This window comes from Streptomyces sp. NPDC086519 (genome assembly GCF_040686075.1).
GTDB lineage: Bacteria > Actinomycetota > Actinomycetes > Streptomycetales > Streptomycetaceae > Streptomyces > Streptomyces shenzhenensis.
The window spans coordinates 26,482-51,922 of the sequence record NZ_JBFBJL010000025.1; the positions used below are offsets into that span (position 1 = coordinate 26,482).

At 72.6% G+C, this 25,441-nt stretch carries 7 protein-coding genes and 2 pseudogenes; 5 read left to right on the forward strand and 4 right to left on the reverse strand.

What is annotated here, in order from left to right; genetic code table 11:
* Positions 1–40 precede the first annotated feature (40 nt).
* Entirely contained in the window at positions 41–16,102 is a 16,062-nt protein-coding gene (locus tag AB0P24_RS23840) for a type I polyketide synthase (protein ID WP_365797152.1), read from the reverse strand.
* Between the two features lie 268 nt (positions 16,103–16,370).
* Here AB0P24_RS23840 and AB0P24_RS23845 point away from each other — a divergent pair, with 268 nt between their 5' ends.
* The 3 genes and pseudogenes from AB0P24_RS23845 to AB0P24_RS23855 all read left to right on the forward strand — a co-directional run.
* The gene (locus AB0P24_RS23845; RefSeq protein WP_365797154.1) at positions 16,371–17,144 is read left to right on the forward strand and encodes an alpha/beta fold hydrolase; all 774 of its coding nucleotides are present in this window, start codon (positions 16,371–16,373) and stop codon (positions 17,142–17,144) included.
* Positions 17,145–17,484: 340 nt separating this feature from the next.
* Positions 17,485–18,660 (forward strand): hydroxymethylglutaryl-CoA synthase, encoded by a 1,176-nt coding sequence (locus AB0P24_RS23850; RefSeq protein ID WP_365797155.1) that lies wholly within the window; start codon positions 17,485–17,487, stop codon positions 18,658–18,660.
* Positions 18,661–18,993: 333 nt separating this feature from the next.
* Positions 18,994–19,221: pseudogene (locus AB0P24_RS23855) on the forward strand (hypothetical protein); the annotation flags it as partial.
* 280 nt (positions 19,222–19,501) lie between these two features.
* Here the strand turns inward: AB0P24_RS23855 and AB0P24_RS23860 are convergent.
* A complete protein-coding gene (locus AB0P24_RS23860; RefSeq protein WP_365797156.1) occupies positions 19,502–20,110 on the reverse strand; it encodes a TetR/AcrR family transcriptional regulator in 609 nt (202 codons plus the stop codon).
* A gap of 57 nt (positions 20,111–20,167) precedes the next feature.
* Between AB0P24_RS23860 and AB0P24_RS23865 the strand changes: the two genes are divergently transcribed.
* Entirely contained in the window at positions 20,168–21,067 is a 900-nt protein-coding gene (locus AB0P24_RS23865) for an alpha/beta hydrolase (protein WP_365797157.1), read from the forward strand.
* A 585-nt stretch (positions 21,068–21,652) separates the two neighbouring features.
* On the opposite strand, the gene AB0P24_RS23870 is transcribed toward AB0P24_RS23865, so the two are convergent.
* Together AB0P24_RS23870 and AB0P24_RS23875 are read right to left on the reverse strand one after the other, a co-directional pair.
* The gene (locus AB0P24_RS23870) at positions 21,653–23,209 is read right to left on the reverse strand and encodes an MDR family MFS transporter (protein ID WP_365797158.1); all 1,557 of its coding nucleotides are present in this window, start codon (positions 23,207–23,209) and stop codon (positions 21,653–21,655) included.
* Between the two features lie 295 nt (positions 23,210–23,504).
* A complete protein-coding gene (locus AB0P24_RS23875; RefSeq protein WP_365797160.1) occupies positions 23,505–24,917 on the reverse strand; it encodes an MFS transporter in 1,413 nt (470 codons plus the stop codon).
* 118 nt (positions 24,918–25,035) lie between these two features.
* On the opposite strand from AB0P24_RS23875, the pseudogene AB0P24_RS23880 reads away from it, so the two are divergent.
* Positions 25,036–25,140 (forward strand): annotated as a pseudogene (locus AB0P24_RS23880) (IS5/IS1182 family transposase); the annotation flags it as partial.
* Positions 25,141–25,441: the final 301 nt, after the last annotated feature.

Sequence of the window (25,441 nt, forward strand, 5' to 3'; positions counted from 1 at the left end):
CGACTCGTCGCAACTCGTCCACGGCGAAACCGACGCCGTCTCAGCCCGAGGTGCCCAGGACCCGCTGCACCAGCCTGCTGACGTCCATCGCGTCGATGCTGTCCACCTCGTCCTCGTCGTCCTCGTCGTCCACGGCCGCCGCGACCGCCCCGGCCTCCTCGCCGGCCGCCCCGCCGTCGTCGGCGAGGGCGAGCAGCGTCTCCAGCACCCCGGCCTTCTGGAACCGCTCCAGCGGAACGGCGGCCAGCACGCGCCTGAGGTCCGCGTCCCGGACGCCGAGGTCGTCCCCGGGGTCACGCAGCAGTTCCGCGCGCAGGTAGCCGACGAGCGCCTCCGGGGTCGGATAGTCGAAGACCAGCGTGGACGGCAGCTTGAGCCCGGTCGCGGTGTGCAGGCCGTTGCGGAAGTTGACCGCGGCCAACGAGTCGAAGCCGACCTCCTGGAAGGCCTGGGCGGGGCCGATGGCGTCGGCGCCGCTGTGCCCGAGGACCGCCGCTGCCTGGCCGCGCACGAGCCGCAGCAGGATTCGGTCCTGTTCGGCCTCCGTGACCGCCCGCAAGGAGTCCGCCAGGGAGGAGGAGGTCTCGCCGCCGTCGTCGTCCGCCGCCCGCAGCACGTCCGCCGCTTCCGGCAGATCCGCGAACAGCGGGCTGGGCCGTACCGAGGTGAACGCCGGAATGAAGGCGGCCCAGTCCATGTCGGCGACGGTGACGGCCTTCTCACCCGCCTCCACCGCCTGCGCCAGTGCGGTGATGGCCAGCTCCGGGGCGATCGGCAGGACGCCGCGGCGCCGCAACTGCGCCAGGGCCGCCTCGTCCATGCCCACCCCGATCTCGTCCAGCGCACCCCAGGCGATGGAGGTCGCGGCGAGGCCCTGTCCCTGGCGCCACTCGACGAGGGCGTCGAGAACGGCATTGGCCGCGCCGGACGCGCCCTGGCCGCCGCCGCCCCAGACACCGGCGATCGAGGAGAACACCACGAACGCGTCGAGCGGTGTGCCGGCGAACCGCTCGGCCAGCCACACCGCCGGTTCCACCTTGGTCCCGAAGACCGCCGCGAGGTCGGCCGGGCCGGTGTCGTCGAGAAGACTGGTCCGGGTGATGTCGGCGGCGTGCACCACAGCGGTGAACGGCCGCTGCGGATCGGCGGACAGCAGCTCGGCGAGCCTCTCCGTGTCCTGCTGGGCGCAGAACTCCAGCCGCGTGTCCAGCGTGCCGAGGTCGGCGCGCAGACGGTCCGCGAAGTCCTCGGGGGCACCGGCGGTCGTGGTGACGACCAGCCTGGCGGCCCCGGCCCGTGCCAGCCACAGCGAGGCGTGCCGGCCGAGCCCTTCAGCGCCGCCGGTGACCAGGACCGTGCCGCGCGGCCGCCAGCCGGCGCCGGCGGCCCTCGGGACGGGCTTGGGGACGAACCGGCGGACGTAGACGCCGGATCGCCGGATCGCCAGCTGGTCCTCGCCCGAGGTTCCGCTGAGCACGCCCAGCAGGTGTTGCGCCGTCCGCGGCCCCGTGCTCGCCGGCAGGTCGATCAGACCGCCCCACCGGTCGGGGCGTTCCAGTGCGACGACCCGGCCGAGCCCCCACAACGCCGCCTGGGCGGGCGCGTCGACGGTGTCGCGGATACCGATGTTCACCGCGCCCCGGGTCGCACACCACAGAGGCGCGGTGACGCCCGCGTCACCAAGTGCCTGGACCAGCGCGAGGGTCGACGCCGTGAGCGCGGTCGGGTCCTGCGGGCCCGTGCCCGGGCATCGGCCGAGGGCGAGCAGAGACAGCACACCGGAGATCTCGCACCCGGCGAGGAGGCCGGTGAGCCGTTCGGCGAGCGCGGACCTGTCCGTCTCCCCGGCCACCAGCAGCAGATGGTCGAACCCGGCCCCGGTCAGCGCCGTCAGCAGCTCGTCCGGCCGCGCGTCGTCCGGTACGACGACGAGCCACCGGCCACTGGGCACGCCCACGGACTCCCGCGGCTGCGGCTTCCAGGTGACGGTGTGGCGCAGCTTCTCCGCGGTCGAGCGCTCACGCCTGCCCTTGCGCCAGTCGGCGAGGACGGGCACGAGCGCGCTCAGCGCCTCGCGCTGGCCGGCGGTGAGGGCCAGCAGCTCGCCGAGCGAGCCGATGTCCGTGTGTTCGACCGCCGTCCAGAAGTCGCCGTCCTCGCCCCCGGCCGCCTCGGCGTCGTGGTCGGGTGCCGTGCCTTCGCCCAGCCAGTAGTGCCGGCGCTCGAAGGCGTACGTCGGCAGGTCGGGGGCGGGGGTGACTCCGGCCGGCAGGACCGCGGTCCAGTCGACGGCCACACCGCCGGTGAAGAGCTGGGCGGCCGAGGCGAGCAGGCGGCCGAGGCCGCCGTCGTCGCGCTTGAGGGTGCCGCAGACGACCGGACGGGACGGCGCGTCCGCGCCGTCGTCCGCCAGGTCGGTGATCGGCTGCACCAGCACCGGGTGGGCGCTGACCTCGACGAAGACGCCGTGCCGCAGCCGCAGCAGCTCCGCGACGGCCGGCCCGAACCCGACCGGCCGGCGCAGGTTGCGGTACCAGTACGCGCCGTCCAGGACCAGGTCGTCGGTGACCCAGTCGCCGGTCACCGTGGAATAGAAGGGCACCTGCGGTGCGCGTGCCTCGATGCCCGCGAGCGCTTGCGCCAGCACCTCCTCCAGGGCTTCGACGTGCCGGGTGTGCGAGGCGTAGTCCACCGGCACCCGCCGGACCCGGACACCCTGCGCGGCCAGCGCGTCGAGGGTCTCGCCGAGCGCTTCCGTATCCCCCGCGATCACCGCCGACGCGGGCCCGTTCACGGCGGCGACCTCCACGCGGCCGTCCCAGGGCAGAAGCCGGCGGCGCACCTCGTCCGCGTCCAGGGCCACCGAGGCCATCCCGCCGCGCCCGGCCAGGGTGGCCGCGATGGCCTGGCTGCGGACCGCGACGATCCGGGCGGCGGTCTCCAGCGACAGCGCCCCGGCCACGCAGGCCGCGGCGATCTCACCCTGCGAATGTCCCACGACGGCGTCGGGCAGCACGCCGGCCGCGGCCCACACCGCTGCCAGGCCGACCATCATCGCGAAGCTCGCCGGCTGGACGACGTCGACGCGCTCCAGCGTCTCGGCGTCGGCGTCGCCGCGCAGCACGTCGATCAGGGACCAGTCGATCCAGGGTTCGAGGGCGCGGGCGCACTCGGCGATCCGCTGCGCGAACACCGGGGAAGCGTCCAGCAGGTCCCGGCCCATACCGGCCCACTGCGCCCCCTGCCCCGGGAAGACCAGGACGACCTTTCCCGGTGCGGCCGCGGGACTGCCGCTGACCACGTGGGACGCGCTCTCCCTCCGGGCCAGGGCCCCCAGACCGGCCAGGGCCTGCGTGCGCGTGGCGGCCACGACCACGGCCCGCTCGGCGAGCGTCGCCCGCGCGGACACCAGCGTCGAGGCGACCGCCGGGAGCGACGGACCGGCCGGGTCCTCCAGGAACGCGGCCAGCCGGCCGGCCTGCGCGGCCAGCGAACCGGCCGTCCTGGCCGACAGCACCAGCGGCAGCACAGGGGACGGGGTGTCCGTGCCGGCCGGGGGCACGGATGCGGCGGGCCGGGCCTCCTCGGGGACCGGGTCGGCCTCTTCAAGGATCACGTGCGCGTTCGTGCCGCTCGCGCCGAAGGCGGAGACGGCGGCGCGGCGCGGCCGGTCGCCACGCGGCCACTCCTGCGCCTCGGTGAGGAGCCGCACCGCACCGGAGGACCAGTCCACCTGCCGGGTGGGCTCTTCGACGTGCAGCGTGGGCGGCAGTACGCCGTGGCGCAGGGCCATCACCGTCTTGATCACACCGGCGACGCCGGCCGCGGCCTGGGTGTGCCCGATGTTCGACTTCAACGAGCCCAGCCACAGCGGCCGTTCACGCTCCTGTCCGTACGTCGCCAGCAGCGCCTGAGCCTCGATGGGGTCCCCCAGAGTGGTGCCCGTCCCATGCGCCTCCACGGCGTCCACCTCGAAGGGCCGCAGACCGGCGGCCGCCAGCGCCTGCCGGATGACGCGCTGCTGCGAGGGGCCGTTCGGCGCCGTCAGCCCGTTCGAGGCACCGTCGGAGTTCACCGCGCTGCCACGGATGACGGCGAGCACACGGTGGCCCTGCTCCCGGGCGACCGACAGCCGTTCCAGGACCACCACGCCCACGCCCTCGGACCAGCCGGTGCCGTCGGCCGTGGCCGAGAATGCCTTGCACCTGCCGTCCGCGGACAGCCCGCGCTGCCGGGAGAACTCCAGGAAGGCGTCCGGGCTCGCCATCACGGTCGCACCGCCGGCGAGCGCCAGGGAGCATTCGCCCTGCCGCAGGGCCTGGGCTGCCAGATGGATCGCCACGAGCGACGAGGAGCAGGCGGTGTCGACGGTGACGGCCGGGCCCTCGAAGCCGAACACGTAGGAGACCCTGCCCGAGGCCACGCTGGAGGAGGTGCCGGTCATCACGTAGCCCTGGGCTTCTTCGGGCACGCTGTGCAGGCGGGTGACGTAGTCGTGGTGGACGATCCCGGTGAAGACACCGACGTCCCGGCCACGGGCCGAGAGCGGGTCGATGCCCGCGTGTTCCAGCGCCTCCCAGGAGGTCTCCAGCAGCAGCCGCTGCTGCGGGTCCATGGCTAGGGCCTCGCGCGGGGAGATCCCGAACAGCCCGGCGTCGAACTGCGCGGCGTCGTGCAGGAATCCACCCGCGCGCGTGTAGCTGGTCCCGGGGTGGGCCGGGTCCGGGTGGTAGAGCCCTTCGAGATCCCAGCCGCGGTCGATCGGGAACCCGGAGACGGCATCGCGTCCGTCGGCGACCAGCCGCCACAGCTCCTCGGGGCTGTTCACGTCGCCGGGCAGCCGCGTGCTCATTCCGACGATCGCGATCGGCTCGTTCGCGTACGACGGTACGGCGACGGCGGACGAGGGCTGTTCGCCCAGCAGATACGCGGCGAGCGCCGCCGGGGTCGGGTGGTCGAACACCGCGGTCACGGGGACCGGCACGCCGGTGAGGTCGTGGAGCCGGCGGCTGAGCCGGACTCCGGTGAGGGAGTCGAAGCCGAGGCTCTTGAACGGCTGGTCCTCGTCGAACGCCTCGTCGCCGCGGTACCCGAGGACGACGGTGGTGCTCTCCCGGATCAGCTCCAGGAACATCCGGCGCCGGTCCGCGTCGGAACGGCCGACGGCGGTCACCGCCTCACCGGCGGGCTCGGCTTCCGGAACGGCCCGTACCGCTCCGCTCTCGCCCGGCACGGGCTCGTCGAGCCAGTAGCGCTGGTGCTGGAAGGCGTAGGTGGGCAGCTGGGCGGCGAGCGTGCCGGTGGCCGGGCGGCCGAGGACCGCCGGCCAGTCGACGGGTACGCCCCGCGTGTGCAGCCCGGCCAGCGCAGTCAGTACGTCCGCCGTCGCGCCGTTCTCGCGCAGCGTCGGGAAGCAGCCCTCGGCCGGTACGTCGGGCGATTCCAGAGCCATGGCGACCAGGGCGCCGCCCGGGCCGATCTCGGCGAAGGTGACCGCGCCCTGCGCGCACAGAGCGGTGACGGCATCACCGAACCGCACCGGGGCCTCGACCTGTTCGACCCAGTGGTCCGGGGTGGCCAGCCGACCGTCCGTGACCAGGGTGCCGGTCACGGTGGACACGACCGGCAGCTCGCCCGGCCGGTACGTCAGCCGCTCGACGACGGCACGGAACTCCTCGCGTATCGGCCCCATCAGCGGCGAGTGGAAGGCGTGGCTGACCGGGAGCCGACGGGTCTTGCGCCCGCGTGCGGCCAGTTCGCGGGCGACGGCGAGCACGGCGTCCTCCTCGCCGGACAGCACCAGCGAGCCGGAACTGTTGACGGCCGCGACGGCCACCATGCCCGGCGCGCGCGCGAGCAGCGGGGCCGTCTCGGCCTCGGTGGCCTGGACGGCGGCCATGGCGCCCCCCTCGGGCAGCCCCTGCATGAGCCGGCCGCGTGCGGCCACCAGCTCACCGGCCTCGGCCAGGCCGAGCACGCCGCTCACGTGGGCCGCGGTGATCTCTCCGATGGAGTGGCCGGCGACGAGGTCGGGGCGCACGCCCCAGGAGGCGAACAGACGGAACAGCGCGGTCTCCAGCGCGAACACGCACGCCTGGGTGTACATGGTCTGGTCGAGCAGTTCGCTCTCGGGGGAGCCGGGCTCGCCGAACGCCACTTCGGCGAGCGGACGCGCGCCGTGATCGCCCAGATGGCGTTCCACGGCCGCGCAGGCATCGGCGAACGCCTCGGCGAACACCGGGAACGTCTCGGCCAGGGCCCGGCCCATGCCGGCCCATTGGCTGCCCTGGCCGGTGAAGAGGAAGGCCAGCTTGCCGTCGGCCGGGCTGCCCATGGCATCGGCGGCCGAGCCGTCCGCCAGCGCGCGCAGGCCGGAAAGGAGCTGGTCCCGGTCGCGGGCCAGCACCACCGCCCGGCGGTCGAGTTGGGCACGGCCGGTGGCGAGGGCCAGGGCGGCGTCCGTGGCGGACACGTCCGGGCGGCCGGCCAGGAAGTCGGCGAGCCGGGCCGCCTGGCCGCGCAGCGCGGCAGGGGTACGCGCCGACACCGGCACGGGCACCCAGGCGGGAGCCGGCGCTTCGGCGGCGGACTCGGCTGGTCGCTGCGCCGGTACGAGGGCGGACCGGCTGGACGCGCGGCCCGGCTCGGCGCCGGACTCTGCGGACACGGATTCCGGATCGGGCGCGTCCCGCTCGGGGGCCTGTTCGAGGATGACGTGGGCGTTGGTGCCGCCGATACCGAAGGACGACACACCAGCCCGGCGCGGGCGTCCGGTCTCCGGCCAGTCACGGGCCTCCGTCAGGAGCCGGACGTTGCCCGCCGTCCAGTCGACGTGGGTCGAGGGACGGTCGACGTGCAGCGTGGGCGGCAGTACGCCGTGGCGCAGGGCCATCACCGTCTTGATCACACCGGCGACGCCGGCCGCGGCCTGGGTGTGCCCGATGTTCGACTTCAACGAGCCCAGCCACAGCGGGCGTTCACGTTCCTGTCCGTACGTCGCCAGCAGCGCCTGAGCCTCGATGGGGTCCCCCAGAGTGGTGCCCGTCCCATGCGCCTCCACGGCGTCCACCTCGAAGGGCCGCAGACCGGCGGCCGCCAGCGCCTGCCGGATGACGCGCTGCTGCGAGGGGCCGTTCGGCGCCGTCAGCCCGTTCGAGGCACCGTCGGAGTTCACCGCGCTGCCACGGATGACGGCGAGCACCGGATGCCCGCGTCGCCGGGCCTGGGAGAGGGGTTCGAGGAGCAGCAGCCCGGCGCCCTCGGACCAGCCGGTGCCGTCGGCGGCGTCGGCGAAGGCCTTGCATCGCCCGTCGGGTGCGAGGCCGCGCTGCCGGGAGAACTCCACGAAGGTCTCGACGCTGCCCATCACCATCACACCGCCGACGAGTGCCATGGAGCACTCGCCGAGCCGCATCGCCTGCGTCGCCAGGTGCAGCGCCACCAGCGAGGAGGAACACGCGGTGTCCACGGTGAGGGCGGGGCCGGCGAGGCCGAGGTGGTAGGCGATCCGGCCGGAGAGGACACCGCCGGAACTGCCGGTCAGGCGGAACCCCTCGACCTCGGCGGCCTGGTGCAGCCGTACCGACCAGTCGTGGCTGTTGATGCCGGCGAACACCCCGACGTCCTGGCCGGCCAGTTCGGTGGGGTCGATGCCGGCCCGCTCCAACGTCTCCCAGGCCGTTTCCAGGAGCAGCCGCTGCTGCGGATCCATCGCCAGCGCCTCGTTCGGCGAGATACCGAAGAAGGCCGCGTCGAACCCGGCGGCGTCGTCGAGGAAGGCGCCGTGGCGGACGTAGGTGGTGCCGGGGTGGTCGGGGTCGGGGTGGAAGAGTCCGTCGGTGTCCCAGCCGCGGTCCTCGGGGAAGGCGCCGACCGCGTCGATTCCCTCGGACACCACCCGCCACAGGTCCTCCGGGCTCCGCACCCCGGCCGGAAAGCGGCACGCCATCGACACGACGGCGATCGGTTCCTCCGCGGGCGGCGCCGCCGGTCGTACCGAGGCCGGAGAGCTTGTCGGCTCGCCCAGGAGCTTGGCCCGCAGGTGCCCGGCGAGCGCGGCGGGCCTCGGGTAATCGAAGATCATCGCCGGTGACAGGGTCAGGCCGGTCTCCGCGGCCAGCCGGTTGCGCAGTTCCAGCGCGGTCAGCGAGTCGAACCCGGCGTCCTTGAACGTCCGGTCGGGGCCCACGGATTCGGGCCCGGCGTGGCCGAGGACCGCCGCGGCGTGCCGGCGTACCGATTCAAGCAGTGCGGCGGTCTGCTCGGCGGGCGGCAGCCCGGTGAGTCGCTCGGCCGTGGTCGGCCGTCCGTCCGTGACCGCGGCGCGGGCGACCGGGCGGCGCCGCGGGACCAGGCCGCGCAGCAGGGCGGGTACCGGGGCGTCGGCGGCCGCGAGGGCGGCCGGGTCGAACTTCGCCGCGACGGACTGCGGGCCGGCCCGCAGCGCGGCATCGAACTGGGCCATGCCCTCGGCGTCGGAAAGCCCGGCCATGCCGATGGACTCGTTGCGCCGCAGGTCGGCGCGGCCCAGGTGCTGGGTCAGTCCGCTGGACCGGCTCCAGTAGCCCCAGTCGACGGACACCGCGGGCAGCCCGAGTTCGTGCCGCCGCGCGGCCAGCGCGTCCAGCGCGGCGTTGGCTGCGGCGTAGTTGCCCTGCCCGGGGTTGCCGAGCACCCCGGCGGCCGACGAGAAGAGCACGAAGGCGGCGAGGTCCAGGTCCCGGGTCAGTTCGTCGAGGTGCAGCGCCGCGTCCAGTTTGGGACGGAACACCGTGTCGAGGCGGCTCGGGGTCAGCGCGGTGAGCACGCCGTCGTCGAGGGCGCCGGCGCTGTGCACGACGGCCGTGAGCGGGTGCTCCGCCGGGACCGCGTCGATGAGTGCGGCCAGTTGGGTGCGGTCGGCCACGTCGACGGCGGCGACCGTGACGTTCGCGCCGAGCGCGGTCAGTTCGGCCGCCAGTTCGCCGGCGCCCTCCGCCGCGGGACCCCGCCGCCCGGCGAGTACGAGGTGCCGTACACCGTGCCGGGTGACCAGGTGCCGCGCGGTCAGGGCGCCGAGCGTGCCGGTGCCTCCGGTGATCAGCACCGTGCCCGCCGGATCCAGCGGGCGCGCGGCACCCGTGGGGGCCCGCCTGGCCAAGCGGGGCACCTCGGTGCGCCCGCCCTTGATCCGCAGCCACGGTTCGCCGCCCGTCGCGACGGCGGACACCTGTGCCCGGCCCGCCTCGTCGGCCTCGACCAGCACGATCCGGCCCGGGTGTTCCGACTGAGCCGAGCGCACCAGGCCGCCGACGGCGGCCGCGCCGAGATCGGTACCGTCGGGGATCACGACGGCCAACCGGGCCGTACCGGCGCCCGGAGCCGCGACGAACGCCTGGAGCACGGCCAGCGCCGAGGCAACCGCCGCCCGCGGCTCCCCGGGGTCCGCCTCGTACACCAGCAGATCCGCGCCGGTCGCCGCGGTGAGATCGGCGGGCGTGGCGACGTGCCGGACGTCGACGGCGGCCCGCTCCCCGGGGCTCCATTCTCCCCACTCGACGGAGAAAAGATGGTCCGCCGGTCCGCCGTGGTCCTCGGTGACCGGTTCCGCTTGAAGGCTGTCGATGGTCATGACCGGCTGGCCTGCTGCGGTGACGAGTTCCAGGCCCCCCACCCGGTGTCCGTCACCGGCCGGCGTCGTGACGCCCGATCGCACGCGCAGCGCGGACGCGCCGGAGGTCAGCAGCCGCACCCCGGTCCACCGCGTGGCCCGGGTGTCCTCGGGCAGGGCGGTGCGGACGGCGGCGTCCAGCAGCACGGGGTGGATGCCGTAGCGGGGCGCATCGCCCAGCGCGGATTCGGGCAGCGCGACCTCGGCGGGGGCGCCGAGGCCGGGCAGGGCCGCGGCCTCGGAGGCGGAGGCGGAGGCGGAGGCGGAGGCGGAGGCCAGGACGCCGTGTGCGTGCCCTGTCCACGGCCCGTCCGGCGCGGCCCCCTCGGCACGCGAGCGCACCTCGACAGGCCTGCGCCCGTCCGGACCTGCCTCGCCGACGACGGCCTGGACGACGCGGCTGCCGTGGCGCGGCAGGATCACCGAACGGTCGACGGTCAGCTCGTCGACGACGGGTGTGCCGGTCTCGTCACCGAGGCGTACGGCCAGTTCCACGAGGGCGGCCTCGGGTACGACGACCGGGTCGTCGGCCGCGGCCGGCCAGGGGTGCGTCGCGACCGACCACCGGGCGGTGGCGACCACGCCGCCCGGGTGGGGCATCCGGACCAGTGCGCCCAGCAGCGGGTGCCCGGCGTCGGCGAGCCCCAACGACGCCGGGTCGGCTGCGGGTGACGGCCGAAGCCAGTAGTGCCGCCGGTCGAAGGCGTACGTCGGCAACTCCACCCAGTCCGCGCCCGGGGCCGGCAGCAGGCCGGTCCAGTCCACCGCCACCCCGCGCACGAACAGTTCGGCCATCGAGGCCGCCAGCCTGAGCGGACCGCCGTCGTCCCGGCGGAGCGACCCGGTGACCACCGCGGGCACGGCGGCCTCGTCCAGGATCTCGGTGACCGCCTGCACCAGCACCGGATGGGCGCTGACCTCCAGGAAGACATCGTGGCCCTGGTCCAGCAACTGACCGACAACCGGCCCGAACCGGACCTGCCGGCGCAGGTTCCGCCACCAGTACTCGCCGTCGAGAACGCCCGCGTCGACGACCGGCTCACCGGTGACGGTTGAGTGGAAGGACACCACCGGAGCCTTGGCGTCGAGCCCGCCCAGCGCCTCCTCCAGCGCACCGCGGATGTCCTCCACCTGCTCGCTGTGCGAGGCGTAGTCCACCGCGACCCGGCGCACCCGGACCCCCTCGGCGGCCAGCTCCGCCAGTACCTCGTCCAGCGCGTCGGCCGCACCGGACACGACGACCGAGGCGGTACCGTTCACCGCCGCGACCGCCAGCCGGCCGCCCCAGGGCCGGATGCGTTCCGCCGCGGCGTCGGCACCCAGCGCGACCCAGGCCATCCCGCCACGGCCGGACAGGCGTGCGGCGATGGCCTGGCTGCGCAGCGCGACCACCCGCAGCGCGTCCTCCAGCGACAGGGCGCCTGCCACGCAGGCCGCGGCCATCTCGCCCTGCGAGTGCCCGACGACCACGTCCGGGCGCACGCCCACCGACTCCCACACCGCCGCCAGCCCGACCATGACGGCGAAACTGGCGGGCTGTACAACGTCCACCCGGTGCAGCAGTTCCGGATCGGCGTCGCCGCGCAGGACGTCGAGCAGCGACCAGTCGGCCCACCGTGCGAGCAGGCGCGCGCACTCGCCGACCCGCTCGGCGAACACCGGCGAGTGAGCGAGCAGTTCCCGCCCCATGCCAGTCCACTGGGAGCCCTGGCCCGGAAACACCATGACGACCTGGCGATGCCTGTCGGGCGCGGCGGCGGTCCCGCGCACCACGGAGGGGCTGCTCTCCCCCGCGGCCAGTGCCGCCAGCGCGGCCAAGGCCTCCGCCCGGCTGCCGGCCAGGACGACGGCGCGCTCCTCCAGGACGGCCCTGCGGGACACGAGCGCCGAGGCCGCGTCCGCCCAGGAGTCGCCGGAGTCTTCGAGGAGGGCCGCCAGCCGCCGGGCCTGGCCGCGCAGCGCGCCCTCGCTGCGGGCGGACAGCACCAGCGGTATCACCGCGGGCGCCGTCGGCGTCTTCTCCCTTGCCGTCGGCGCCTCCTCACGGGCTGCCGGAGGCTCCTCACGGGCTGCCGAAGGCTCCTCACGGGCTGCTGGTGCTTCCTCCAGGATGACGTGGGCATTGGTGCCGCTGAGCCCGAAGCCGGAGACTCCGGCACGGCGCGGGCGCCCGGTGTCCGGCCAGGGCCGGTTCTCCGTCAGCAGGGACACCGCGCCCGCCGACCAGTCGACCTTCGTCGTCGGCTCGTCGACATGGCGGGTGGCCGGCAGCACCGCATGCCGCAGCGCCTGCACCGTCTTGATCACACCGGCCACCCCGGCCGCGGCCTGGGTGTGGCCGATGTTCGACTTCAACGACGCGAGCCACAGCGGAAGTCCGGGGTCGCGCCCCTGCCCGTAGGTGGCGAGCAGCGCCCCGGCTTCGATGGGGTCCCCCAGCACCGTTCCCGTGCCATGGCCCTCGACGGCGTCGACGTCGGCCGCGGACAAGCCGGCCGCGGCCAGGGCCCGGTTGATGACCCGCTGCTGGGCGAGGCCGCTCGGCGCGGTCAGGCCGTTGGACGCGCCGTCCTGGTTCACCGCGGAACCGCGCATCACCGCGAGCACGCGGTGTCCGTGGCGCCGAGCGTCGGAGAGGCGTTCCAGCACCAGCACGCCGGCGCCCTCGGCCCATCCGGTGCCGTCCGCGGCCGAGGCGAACGACTTGCAGCGGCCGTCGCTCGCCAGCGCCCGCTGCCGGGAGAACTCGACGAAGGTCCGGGGGGTGGCCATCACTGTGGCGCCGCCGGCCAGCGCCATGGAGCACTCCCCCGAACGCAGGGCCTGGGCTGCCAGATGGAGGGCGACCAGGGAGGAGGAGCACGCCGTGTCCACCGTGACCGCGGGCCCGGCGAACCCGAACACGTAACTGACGCGCCCGGACGCCACGCTGGCCGCGCGGCCCGCGGTGGCGAACGCCTCGCTCGCCTCCGGTACGGCACCGGAAGCGGCGTACTCCTGCTCCATCACCCCGGAGAAGACGCCCACGTCGGCACCCTTCAGGGTCGACGCGTCGATGCCGGCGTGCTCCAGGGCTTCCCACGAGGTCTCCAGCAGCAGTCGCTGCTGGGGGTCCATGGCCAGTGCCTCCCGTGGCGAGATCCCGAAGAAGCCGGCGTCGAACTCCCCGGCGTCGGGCAGGAATCCGCCCCGGTCGACGTACGAGGTGCCGAAGCGGGCGGGGTCCGCATCGAACAGGTCCTCGATGTTCCAGCCGCGGTCGGTCGGGAACGGCGACAGCGCGTCGTGCCCCTCGCAGACCAGACGCCACAGCTCCTCGGGGCTGCTGACGCCTCCGGGCAGGCGGCAGGCCATGCCGATGATCACCACCGGGTCGTCCGCCTCGGCGGCCGGGACGGCCTCCGGGACCGGCCGGGGGCCCCCGAACACCTCGGCGAGCAGGTGCTCGGCCAAGGCACGTGGGGTGGGGTGGTCGAAGGTGACGGTGGTGGGCAGCCGCAGTCCGGTGCGCTCGATGAGCCGGTTGCGCAGTTCCACCACGGCGACGGAGGTGAGGCCGAGGTCGCGGAAGGCACGGTCGGCCGTGGGGGCCTGCGGAGCGGACCAGGGCAGCACGCTCGCGGTCAGCTCCATGACCAGGTCTTCCAACCGGACGCGCCGGGCCCGCTCGTCGAGACGGGTCAGCTCGTCGTGGAGGGTGGCCGTGACGGCGTCGTCGGGACGGCTCTGCGCGGAGCCCTCCGGGAACAACGCTCGCAGCAGTGGCGGAACGGCGGCGTCGGCGGCCGGTCGGCGCACGTGGAGGCAGAGCAGGGACGAACGGTCCCCGGCGAGCAGGGTGTCCAGGGCGGACAGCCCGCCGCGAGCCCTGTGCGGATCGGCGGCCTCGCCCTGCGGCCAGGCGAGAAGGGACCCGCCGTGGCGGCGGGCCACGGCTTCGGCGAGGACGGCGGAGACGAGCGCGTCCGGATCCTCCGTCTCATCGGTGCCGCCGGGCGCGACCACCGGCTCGGCCGGATCGGCGATCACCAGGAACGTCCGCTCGTGGGGCTGCCCGGCCGTGGCGGCGGCCAGGAAGGCTGCCGGAGCCAAGTCGCCGCCCGTGTGGATGACAGCGGTCACCGGAGCGGCCACTCCGGCGATCGCGGTCCGCAGGGACCGCTCATCGCCGGACGACCAGCGTACGTCCGCCCCGGCGACGTCCAGATCGAGGGAGCCCTCCTCGCCCACCAGCAGCAGGTGCTGGACCTGGTGGACCGAGGCCAGGTGGCGGACGACCGCCGCCCCGCGCACCGTGGCGGCGCCGGTCACCACGACGGTGCCCTTCGCGCCGGGCCAGGGCCGCCTAGGTCGATCGGCCACCGGTACCCGCACCAGCCTCGGCACGTACGGCACACCGGACCGCAGCACCAGCCACGGCTCGTCCGCCCCGAGCCCCGTCGCCAGCTCGGCCGGCACCGGCCCGCCGTCGGCACCGTCCAGATCGGCGAGGACCAGCCGGTCCGGGTACCGCGTCTGCACGGCGCGCACGGCGGCGCGGAGTGCGGCCTGGGCCGGATCCGGCGCACCGTCCTCGGGGCGCGCCGGCACGGCGCCGCGCGTGAGGACGAGCAGGCGACCCCGGCCGTGTTCCGGCCGGGCGAGCCAGTCGGCGAGTTGCCGGGCGCCGGTGCGGGCCGCCGCCACGGGATCCCGCCCGGTGCCGTCGGCCGGCAGGACCACGGTCACCTCCGCGGTGCCGTCGGCGCCGGCCAGATCGGTGTGGTGGGCGGCGCCGCCCGGCCAAGCGGCGGCCAGTGCGGCGGCCCCGGGGCCCACGATCGCCCAGGACGCGGGGCCGGCGCCGGACGCCGGGGCGGAAGTCCGCACCCAGTCGACCTCGAACAGGTCGTCGTGGTGACCGCTCGCGGCGTACCTCAGCACGGCGGGCAGCTCGGCGAGCCTGCGCCGCGTGATCTTGCCCGAGGCGGTACGCGGGATCGCGGCGACCTCGTAGATCTCCTCGGGCACCTTGAAGGCCGCCAGCCGCGCACGGCACAGCTCGACCAGCGCCGAGACGTCCAGCTCGTCGGAGGTCGGGACGACGTAGGCGACCGGTACTTCTCCGAGGGTGTCGTGCGGCCTTCCGGTCACACCGGCGTCGGCCACACCCGGCGCCGCGCGCAGTACCGTCTCGACCTCCTCCGGGTGGAGGTTCTCGCCGCCTCTGATCACAAGGTCCGATATGCGGCCGCAGACGGTGAAGTAGCCGTGCTCGTCGCGCCGGGCCAGGTCGCCGGTGCGGTACCAGCCGTCCCTCGTCGCCGCGGCCGTCTCCTCGGGCCGATCGTGGTAGCCGAGCATGACGTTCGGGCCGCTGACCCAGACCTCGCCCTCACGCCCGGTGGGGACGTCCGTGCCGGTGTCGGGATCGACGAGGCGGACCTCGACTCCGGGCACCGGCAGCCCGCAGGAGCCGTCGACTCGCACGCCGTCAGGCGGGTTCATGGTGATCGCCCCGCACGTCTCCGTGCTCCCGTAGGCGTCCACCAGGGGGGTGCCGAAGCTCTCGCGGAACGCGCGGCACAGCTCGGAGTCGGCGACCGCGCCGCCGACCAGGCCGATCCGCAGGTCGGGCAGCGAGAACGGCTGCCGGCGGATCGTCTCGACCAGGTAGTGGTAGGTGGTGGGAACGCCGGCCAGGAAGGTCGACCGGTGGGCGCGCAGTGCAGCCAGGACGTCCTCCGCGGACGCGCCGTCCATGAGGTGGGCGCTCGCCCCGACCACGGTCACCGACAGCACGCACGCGATGTGGGAGAGGCTGTGGAACAACGGCAGCGGCCACAGCACCCGGTCCTGCGGCGAGAGTCCCGGTATCGGGACGTAGGAAGAGGCGACGGACCAGAGGCAGTTGCGCTGGGTGGACAGCACCCCCTTCGGCTTTCCGGTCGTTCCCGATGTGTAGAACATCCACGCCGGGTCGTCCAGGTCGAGATCGTCCGGCGCGGGCGTGGCGGGCTCGGTGCCCGCCAGCTCGTCGAACGAACGGGTGCCCTCCGGCGCCGGGTTCGCGCCCGTCACCAGCACCGAGACGCCGGATGCCGACGGGGACAGCCGCAGGAACTCCGGCGCGTGCACGGCGTCGGTGACGACCACGGCGGCGCCGCTGTCCGCCAGCAGCCAGTCCAACTCGGTTGCGGTGGATGCCGGGTTGAGCGGAACGCCCACGCCGCCGGCTCGGACGATCGCGAGGTAACTCTCGACCATGGAGACGCAGTTGCGCAGGCAGATCGCCACCCGATCGCCGCGCCGCACGCCGAGTCCGGTCAGATGCCCGGCCAGCCGACGCGTCCGCTCCTCCAACTGATCGTAGGTGACCGCCCGTCGGCTGTCCGAGAAGGCGACCTTGCCGGCGAAGCGGGCCGCGTTCCTCCTGAGGATGTCGGGCAGGACTTCGATCAGGTCAGCACGCACGTGTCGCACGTCCTTTCACGGAGCGGCTCGTCCGCCGGCGACACTGCGGTGCCGTCGGCCTTCACGAGTTGTCGCGGCGCACGAAGGAGGTGCGCAGGCGCGGTTCTTCGGCTCGGTCCTCCTGGAGGCTAGGACGGCCCCCGCCCCCGAACATCCCTCAGCCTGGTAGGAGATCGCCGGGCCCGAACCTCCCGCTACCAGGGCGAGGGATGCGCGCCGGATCCGGCCGTCCCTACAGTGAGCGGCGACGACCAACCCAAGGAGGGGCATGTCCCCGCGCGAATCCCCCCTGGCCTCATCGTGGATACGGCGGTACGCGCCCGCTCCGGAGGCGCCGGCCCGGCTGGTGTGCCTGCCGCACGCGGGCGGCTCGGCGACCTTCTACAGCGGCCTGGCCCGGCGGCTGGCACCGGACACCGAGGTCCTCGCAGTGCAGTACCCCGGACGCCTGGAGCGCCGGGCTGAACCCCCGATGAAGGACCTGGCCGCACTCGCCGAAGCGCTCGTCACCGAGCTGACGCCCTGGACCGACCGCACGTTCGCCCTCTTCGGGCACAGCCTGGGCGCGATGGTGGCCTTCGAGACGGCCCGACGGCTGGAAGCCATGGGCCGTCCCCCGGTCGCCCTGTTCGTGTCCGGACGCGGTGCGCCGTCCCGGCACAGGCGGGAGTTCGGCCCACAGCTGGACGATGCCACCCTGCTCCAGCAGATGCGCAGGCTGGGTGGCACGGACCCGCGTATCTTCGCCGACGAGGACCTCATGCGGCTCGCCCTGCCGGTCATACGGGCGGACTACCACATGGTGGAGGACTATCGCTACGTGCCCAGCCCGCCCCTGACGTGCCCCGTGACCGCGCTCAACGGCCGGACCGACCCCAAGGTCTCGTCCGCGGACGTCGATGCCTGGCGCGACCACACCACCGCCTCGTTCGACTCGCTCGTCTTTCCGGGCGGCCACTTCTATCTGGTGGACCGGAGCAAAGAGGTGACGGCCGCGCTCACCGACCGTCTGTCCCGGATCACCGGGTCGCCGAGGCCCTGACACGGCGCAAGCCGGTGCCTTCTCCTGCAATCACAGCGGCACCGTCCATTTGAATGCGGTCGGTCCGTCGGACTCGAGATCGTTCCGGGCAAGGCCCCGTCCACCCGCGAGGTCGGGCGCTTGTACCCGCTCCGCCGTCTTCCCGGCCGACACCACCACCCGCAACCATGCGGCACCGCTGCCCGTACCGGTCCTGCGGCGGCCCTCCTCGCGACGCGGCCGTCGGCACCAGGCCGCCGCCTGGCAAGGCCGGTGGAACGAAGTCGCCGCGTCGACAGCCGTATGCGGCTCACTTCCAGCAGGAACACGACAACAAGACAGCAAAGGTCGGTACCAGAGCATGCCCATCGATTGCGCCATAGGAATTCACGATCTGTCACTCGCGACAACCGAGTTCGTCCTGCCGCACACGGCACTCGCCGGTCACAACGGCACCGAGATCGGCAAATATCATGTGGGTATAGGCCAGCAGTCGATGAGCGTACCCGCCGCCGACGAGGACATCGTGACCATGGGCGCGGCCGCCGCCGCGCCGATCATCGCCCAGCACGGCACCGAACGGATCCGGACGGTCGTGTTCGCGACAGAGTCGTCGATCGACCAGGCCAAGTCGGCCGGCGTGTATGTCCATTCGCTGCTCGGATTGCCATCGGCCACCAGGGTCGTCGAGCTGAAGCAGGCCTGCTACGGGGGCACGGCGGCCCTGCAGTTCGCCATCGGCCTCGTGCTGCGTGACCCCCTCCAGCAGATCCTCGTGGTCGCGAGCGACATCTCCAAGTACGACCTGGACAGCCCGGGTGAGTCGACCCAGGGCGCGGCGGCGGTGGCCATGCTGGTCGCCTCGGATCCCGCGCTGGTCCGCATCGAGGAACCGTCGGGCCTGTTCACCGCCGATGTCATGGACTTCTGGCGGCCGAACTACCGTGACGCCGCGCTGGTCGACGGGGAGGAGTCCATCACCGCATATCTGCAAGCGGTGGAAAGCACCTGGAAGGACTACGCGGAGCAGGGCGGCCGTTCGCTCGACGAGTTCACCGCGTTCTGCTATCACCAGCCGTTCACGAAGATGGCCTACAAGGCGCACCGCCACCTGCTGAACACCTGCGGGTACGACACCGACGAGGCCCGGCTCAAGCAAGCCGTCGGGCGAACCACGGCCTACAACAGGGTCGTCGGCAACAGCTACACAGCGTCGGCGTACCTTGGCCTCGCCGCGCTGCTCGACCAGGCGGACGACCTGACCGACCGGCCCATCGGCTTCCTCAGCTACGGCTCCGGCAGCGTCGCCGAGTTCTTCGCCGGGACCGCCGTTCCCGGCTACCGGGAGCACCTGCGGACCGCAGCGCACCACGAGGCAATCGGCCGGCGCAGGACACTCGACTACGCCGCCTACCGCGAGCTGCACGAGCGGTCCTTCCCGACCGACGGCGGCGACCACCCCACTCCGCCGCAGACCACCGGGCCCTTCCGACTGGCATCGCTGCGCGGCCACAAACGCATCTACGAGAGGCGCTGACGACCTCGTGCACGGTAGGCGGTGAGACGATCGGCTCACCGGCTTCGAGCATCACCGAGGCGTACGTGTGACGCACGATGTGGAAGCCGTGCTCTCGGCTGGGCTCCCAGACGCGCGACGGCTTCCCTCCCGGCTGCCGCTCACTCCGGCTACTCGGCCCTGTTCGACACCGCAGGCAACTGGATCGCACGCCTTGCCGCGGCCCCCAGGCCGGCCCGCTCGAAGCGGAGCTGAAGAAGATCCGCCGCCACAAGTTGATCATCATCGACGAGGTGGGCTACCTCCCGTACGACCAGGACGCCGCGAACCTGCCCTTCGCGCCGGGGAGAGACCTTCTCCGACGACGTTGTCGCCGCCGCGATGATCGACCGCCTGCTCCACCATGCCGAGGTTCTCACCCTAACCGGAGACCACGGCGGAACCACCAGCCCATGTCCCGGGCGACGTCGCTCTGAACCGCCGCGATGTCCTTGGCGGTTGCCCCGGTCACATCGGCGCCCGCAGCCCACTCCAGCCGTGACAGCAGATCGGCCAGGGCCTGCTTCCGGGCAGGACGGGTAACCGGCACCAGGTCACGACGCCTCGAACTCCACGGCGCCTTCGTCTCCCTGGCATGCAGCCTCATCTGCCGGCGACGCCTCAAGAAGGCCCACCCATGATCCTGATACGAGCTCCAGGAACCCGAAGCCCGAGGCGGCTCAGGTGAGCTTCTTCCCCCGGTGGGACGATTTCGTCGCCGGGGTCGACTCAGCCCCCTGAGGGCTGGGCCGAGTCGCTTCCTGCCGAGCCGTCGGCTGCCCCAAGGTCTCTGCGGATCCATGGGCGACGGAGTCGTTCTCGTCTATCGCGGCCCCGACGGTTCGGCCGGTCGATTCGGCAGAGCCTTGGCATTCTTGGCGGCGGCTGCCGCGACGGTTGCCAGGTCTTCGCCCGAGAAGCCGGCGCGGCTCAGCACCGCCAGAGATTTGTTCGTCGCCAGCGTGCACAACGCCAGCTCTGCTGCCTCCTGCTCACCGGCCCCCGCCGCCAGCAATGCCTGCTCCAGCCTCGCCCGCAAACCGTCGATCATGGCGCGGGCCATCGCCCGGCCCTCCGCGTCAAGCGCCGGGAACTGCGTTGCCGACACCGTGAGCAGGCAGCCGTCCGGGACCGTCGGGTCGGCGATACGGTTCAGGGCGACCTGCAGGAAGGCGGCCACAACGGCGCTCGGGCTCGGGTGGGGGCCGGACAGCGCCTGCCCGTACAGCGGGTGGTAGGTCTGCGCGTACCGTTGGAGGCTCTTGCGGAAGAGGGCGCTCTTGTCGCCGAAGGTGCCGTAGAGCGAGCCCCGGCCCAGGCCCGTGCCTTCGGTCAGGCGGTCGATCGAGGCCTCCGAATAACCCCAGCGCCAGAAGACGTGCATCGCACGTCGTAGCGCCTCGTCCACGTCGAATTGCTTGCGGCCTGCCATGGTCCGTCAGCCTACGCATCTTGTACCGATCGTTCAAGGATGGGTATGGTCACCGGCATGACAAGCTTGAGTTCGCTGCGGCTGCCTGACGGATTCCTCGACGTCTTCACCAGCCGGCTCGTGGAGGTGAACGGACTGCGGCTGCACGCGGTCACCGGTGGGGACGGCCCGGCACTGCTGCTGGTCGGCGGGTGGCCCCAGACCTGGTACGCCTGGCGGGAAGTGATGCCCGCGCTCGCCCGCCGGCACACCGTCGTGGCCGTCGACTCGCGCGGGGCCGGGCTCTCCGACAAGCCCGACGACGGGTACGACGCCGGCACGCTCGCCGCCGATCTGGTCGCGCTGATGGCCGCGCTCGGGCACGACCGGTTCGACGTGGTCGGCCACGACATCGGTACGTGGACCGGATACGCCCTCGCCGCCGATCACCCCGAGCGGGTGGGCCGGCTCGCCATCCTCGAAGCAGTGATCCCCGGTCTCACGCCGTCCCCGCCGTTCTTCGGCCCGGCCGAGGTCAACCTGAAGCTCTGGCAGTTCGGCTTCAACCGGCTCACCGACCTCAACGAGGAACTGGTCCGGGGACGGGAGCGGCTCTTCTTCGGCTGGCAGTTCGCCACCAAGGCCGCCACGCGGACCGCGATCCCCGCGTACGCCGTCGACGTCTACGTCGACGCGATCGCCGCGGATCCTCGCGCGCTGCGGGCGAGCTTCGCGTACTACCGGGCGCTGGACGAGACGATCGCGCAGAACGAGCAGCGCAGCAGGACCCGGCTGACGCTGCCGGTGCTCGCCGTCGGCGGCGCGCTGTGGAGCGGCGCGAACGCCGCCCAGACGATGCGGCTGGCGGCCGACGACGTCACGGAGGTCGTCCTCGACGACTGCGGCCATTACCCGGCCGAGGAGCAGCCGGCACGGTTTGTCGAGATCCTGGAGGACTTCCTCGCGGCCAACCGGTAGCAGGCACGCCACACGGCTGAACTTCACGAACTCCGCTACGTCGTCGAGCAGGCCTTCGCCCTCCTCCACCAGTTCAAACGCCTCGCCATCCGACGGGAACGACGCCTCGAACCCCACGACACCTTCGTCTCCCTGGCATGCAGCCTCATCTGCCGGCGACGCCTCAAGAAGGCCCACCCGTGATCCTGTTACGAGCTCGTAGTGGCCCCTGAAGAAGCCCTCGTACCGGCGTCGCCTCCACCCCTACGCCTCACATCGAGAACGACGACGATGACCACCAGAATCCGCAGCGCCGAAACATCCGTGATCGCAGTCGACTTGGTGGTGTAGTACCCAGGGTCCCCAGGCCCCCAGAACCGTGTTGATCAGCTGGTGGCCCTGGTGCTCCGGCATGTGAACGGCCCGCCCGCCGGCCGCCGCGGACCCCGCGGTCGGAACGGGCAGCCCGGGCCCGGGCAACGCTGTCGCGTTGAAGTGCTGCCACCGTGCGCCTCAGTGGCTTTCGGCGCAACGGCTTCCGGCGCTTCCAAGTCGTGTGGTCCGTCCCCTCACAGAGCCTTCGTCTCCAATCCGTCGGGCGCGCGCTCATTTCTTCTCTGGTCCGCCGACATCGCCGGCGAGCCGTTTTTCGGGAAGCACGACGGCCAGCACAGCACCGACGAGGAACAACGGGACCAGGTAGGCGAACACCGGGGTCAGGGCGTGCTGGTAGGCCGCGACCACGGCGTCCTGCACACGGGCCGGCAGGGCATGGACCAGAGCGGGGGTCAGGGAGTCCGTGTCGCCGACTGCCTTGAGGCCACTCGAGGACAGCCGGGTGCCGAGTTGGCCGGACAGTCGGCTGGTGAAGACCGCGCCGACCGCGGCGGTCCCGACCGTCGCACCGATCTCGCGGAAGAAGTTGTTGGCGGAGGTCGCGGTCCCCACGTCGGCGGCTGGGAAGGCGTTCTGCACGGCCAGGACGAGAGTCTGGGACATGAGGCCGATGCCCACGCCCATGAGGAAGAGGTACCCGCAGAGCAGAGTGAGGGGAGTGTCCACCTCGAGGGTGGAGAGCATCAGAGCCGTGACGGCGATGACGAGCGAACCGGCGATCGGATAGATCCTGTAGCGGCCGGTCCGGCTCATCTGTCGGCCGACCGGCAGACTCGCACCCATCAGGCCGACCACCATCGGCAGCAGCAACCAGCCGGACTGCGCGGCGGTCACGCCGTAGACCATCTGGAGATACGTCGGCAGGTAGCTGACGACCGCGAACATCCCGATCCCGATCACGATCATGCCGATGAGGGTCGCGATGTCGAAGATGGGGCTGCGGAACAGGCGCAACGGGATGACCGGTTCGGCCACGCGGCTCTGCGAGTAGAAGAACAGGATCCAGGAACCGACGCCCGCACCTGCAAGGCCGAGGATGAGCGGGTCGCTCCAGGAATGTTCGGTGCCGCCCCAGTCCGCGACCAGGACGGTGCAGGCGACGGCCGCGGTCATGAGTGTGATGCCGATGTAGTCGATCGTGGCCTTGCGTGCCTTGCGCGGCAGTTGCAGCGCCACGGCACACACGGCAAGTGCGAGCAGGCCGACCGGCAGGTTGATCCAGAAGCACCAGCGCCAGCCGGCGCTGTCGGTGAACCAACCGCCGAGCAGCGGGCCTACGACGGATGACAGTCCGAAGATGACACCGACCGGAGCCATGTACTTCGCGCGCTGCCGGGGCGGTACCAAATCGGCGACGATCGCCTGCGAGGTGATCATCAGCCCGCCGCCGCCCAGCCCCTGGACGGCCCGGCCGGTGATCAGCATCGCCATGTCCTGCGCGGATCCGGCGAGCGTCGAACCTGCGAGGAAGATGACGATGCCACCGATGTAGAGCCTCTTGCGGCCGAGCAGATCACCGAGGCGGCCGTACACGGGCATCACCACGGTGGCGGCCAGAATGTAGGCCGTGGTCACCCACGCCATGTGTGTCACACCGTGCAGTTCACCGACGACGGTGGGCAGTGCGGTGCTGACGATGGTCTGGTCGAGCGAGGCGAGCAGCATCACGGCCATCAGGCCGGCGTATATGAGTCCGAACCGGCTCTGCCCGTCGGAGGAGTGCCGCTTTTCCTCCGGCGAGCGCGCCACAGAAAGGGAGTCACTCATCGGTTCTCCGCATGGGGGGAGGGCGAGGCGGGGCCGGGCGGCCTCGTGGCCGACGGCGCATCAGGTCGCGAGAAGGGTCTGCGGAAGATCGGCGGAGCGCTCGACACACGGCACGGCCGAGTCGTCGCCGTCCGGGGATGCGTCGCTCGTCCAGCGCTCCAGCCCCACCCGCACTGTGGCCGGCTCGAACGCTCCGACCAGGCAGGACGCTCGTTGTGGACGCTCTGGTCCGGACGTACGGCGATGACGGGATCGTCCCGGCATCGTGCCGATACGCCGAGATGCCATTACGCCGTCACGCCGGCTCGGTGGTCTGATCGGGAGCGTTTTCGGCCTTCCACGGCGGGGGGAACTTCGGCAGTACCGCCGCCAGGACGACGGCGACCACCGTCAGCGCGGTGAGCGCGAGTACCGGCACCGTGTAGCTTCCGGTCGCGGTCTGCGCCGCGCTGACCAGGAACGGCGACATACCGAGCGACAGGGTGGAGATGGCCAGCGTCAATCCCTGCAACTGCGCGAACGAGGCGAGGCCGAAGTACCGCGCGACGAGGAAGGGTCCCAGCGACGACTCGGCGCCGGTGGCGAAGCCGAGGAGGATCATCGCGAAGAACAGCAGCGGCGCCGAGCCGTGATTCAGGAAGGCGGTCAGAAGCCCCACCGGCACCGCCGCGAGCATCGGGACCACCACCCGGGGCCGGTCGGTCCTGTCCAGGATCATCCCACCGACGACAAGTCCGACGACGGACGCGGCGAACAGCGCGGACAAGGACAGCGAGACCGTCGCCTCGTCGAATCCGCGCTCGCCGAAGAAGTCGACCGCGTTCTGCCGCACGGTCATCGGGCCGGCCGCGGCGAAGGCGAGCGAGACCGTGATGGAGATCCAGACGCGCGTCCGGACCGCCCTGCCCAGCGGGATGCCCGGAAGCCGCGGCAGCTCTGCTTCGGGCCCCGTCATATGCCGCTTCGTCGGCTCCATCGCCTCTGTCAGCTCCATCCGCCCCGTCGGCTCCATCCGCCTCGTCTGCTCCACCGGCTCCGTCGGCTCCGTCGGCTCCGAGATGAGAAACACGGTGGTCGGGATCGCCACGAGTGCGATCGCCGCAGCCACGAGTACGTAGGTTCCCTTCCACCCGAGGTCGGCGCTGCCGCTGATCAGCCACTGGAAGACGGGTGAGAACACGGCGGCGGCCACACTGGAGGCGACGCCTATGAGGGCGAATCCGATGCCCCTGTGCTGCGGCAGCCAGGTCGAGACAACCTTGAAGACGACAGCCAGACCTGACATGAAGCCGAACACGGACGCCAGGATGAGCACGACCGCCAGCGTCGGCACGCTGGACCCGCACAGCGGGACGAGGGCCGTCAGCGCCGCGTAGAGGACAGCGGAGGGGATCGCGACCTTGCGTGCGCCCAGTCGATCCACCCAACGGCCCGCGAAGGGCAGGACGATCGGCCCGATCAGCAGCGGGATGGAGACGAACACGAGAATGCCGGCGGATTTGGCGGCGCCCGTGTCCTTGGCGAACGCCGGCACGATGAACGTCGTCATGGCAGACAGGCCGGAGGGACTGACCAGCATGAGGAGGAGACAGCCTGCCAGCGCGGCCTTGGCGCTCGCTGGTGCCTTCCAGAGATCGGCGAGGTAGGACTTCCAGCCTGCTTCGGACGAAGGCGGGGCGGTGTCGCCCCTCGGCACGGAAGTGGTCATGGGAAAGCCTCCGTTACGGATGCACCGCGGCCCCATCGGCGCGGCGAGCTATTCAGAGGGCGGCTCGATCGGTCATGGGCTGGGGTTGTGACGCTGTGAAACGCTTCGGTTGTGACCGCTGTGGGAGTTGTTCCGGCGAGTGGTGCCCGCGGCGCCGAAACGGCCGCAGGGCGGCGGTCGACGTCGGCACGCCGTCCGGGAGGTGCCGACATCGACCATGTTCTGCGTCGTCTTTCGGGGAGCAGCCGGTGGCAACGGCTGCTTTGCGACGGCCCGTTGCTCGACCGCGCGCGGGCAGCGAACCGGGTGGCGCCGTGCCCGGGCCCGTGCCGACGCACGACCGGCTCCGACAACGTGAGGGCTCTGGAGCCAGGGCCTGACAGACCAGGAGCAGAACCGGCTTGCTCGCCCAGTGGTGGGGGCTGCCTGCCGACAGGGGCTGCGGCCTCGCCCCTGCGCCGCGGGTTCTCGGTATCACCGCGCGCATCCGCCCGTAGATGCGTCGAGTTCTCCGAGCGCCCGGA

Excerpts from the sequence above, each read along its gene's own strand:
- AB0P24_RS23845 (WP_365797154.1), top strand. The coding sequence starts at position 16,371 with ATGTCCCCGCGCGAATCCCCCCTGGCCTCATCGTGGATACGGCGGTAC.
- AB0P24_RS23850 (WP_365797155.1), top strand. The coding sequence starts at position 17,485 with ATGCCCATCGATTGCGCCATAGGAATTCACGATCTGTCACTCGCGACA.
- AB0P24_RS23860 (WP_365797156.1), bottom strand. The coding sequence starts at position 20,110 with ATGGCAGGCCGCAAGCAATTCGACGTGGACGAGGCGCTACGACGTGCG.
- AB0P24_RS23865 (WP_365797157.1), top strand. The coding sequence starts at position 20,168 with ATGACAAGCTTGAGTTCGCTGCGGCTGCCTGACGGATTCCTCGACGTC.
- AB0P24_RS23870 (WP_365797158.1), bottom strand. The coding sequence starts at position 23,209 with ATGAGTGACTCCCTTTCTGTGGCGCGCTCGCCGGAGGAAAAGCGGCAC.
- AB0P24_RS23875 (WP_365797160.1), bottom strand. The coding sequence starts at position 24,917 with ATGACCACTTCCGTGCCGAGGGGCGACACCGCCCCGCCTTCGTCCGAA.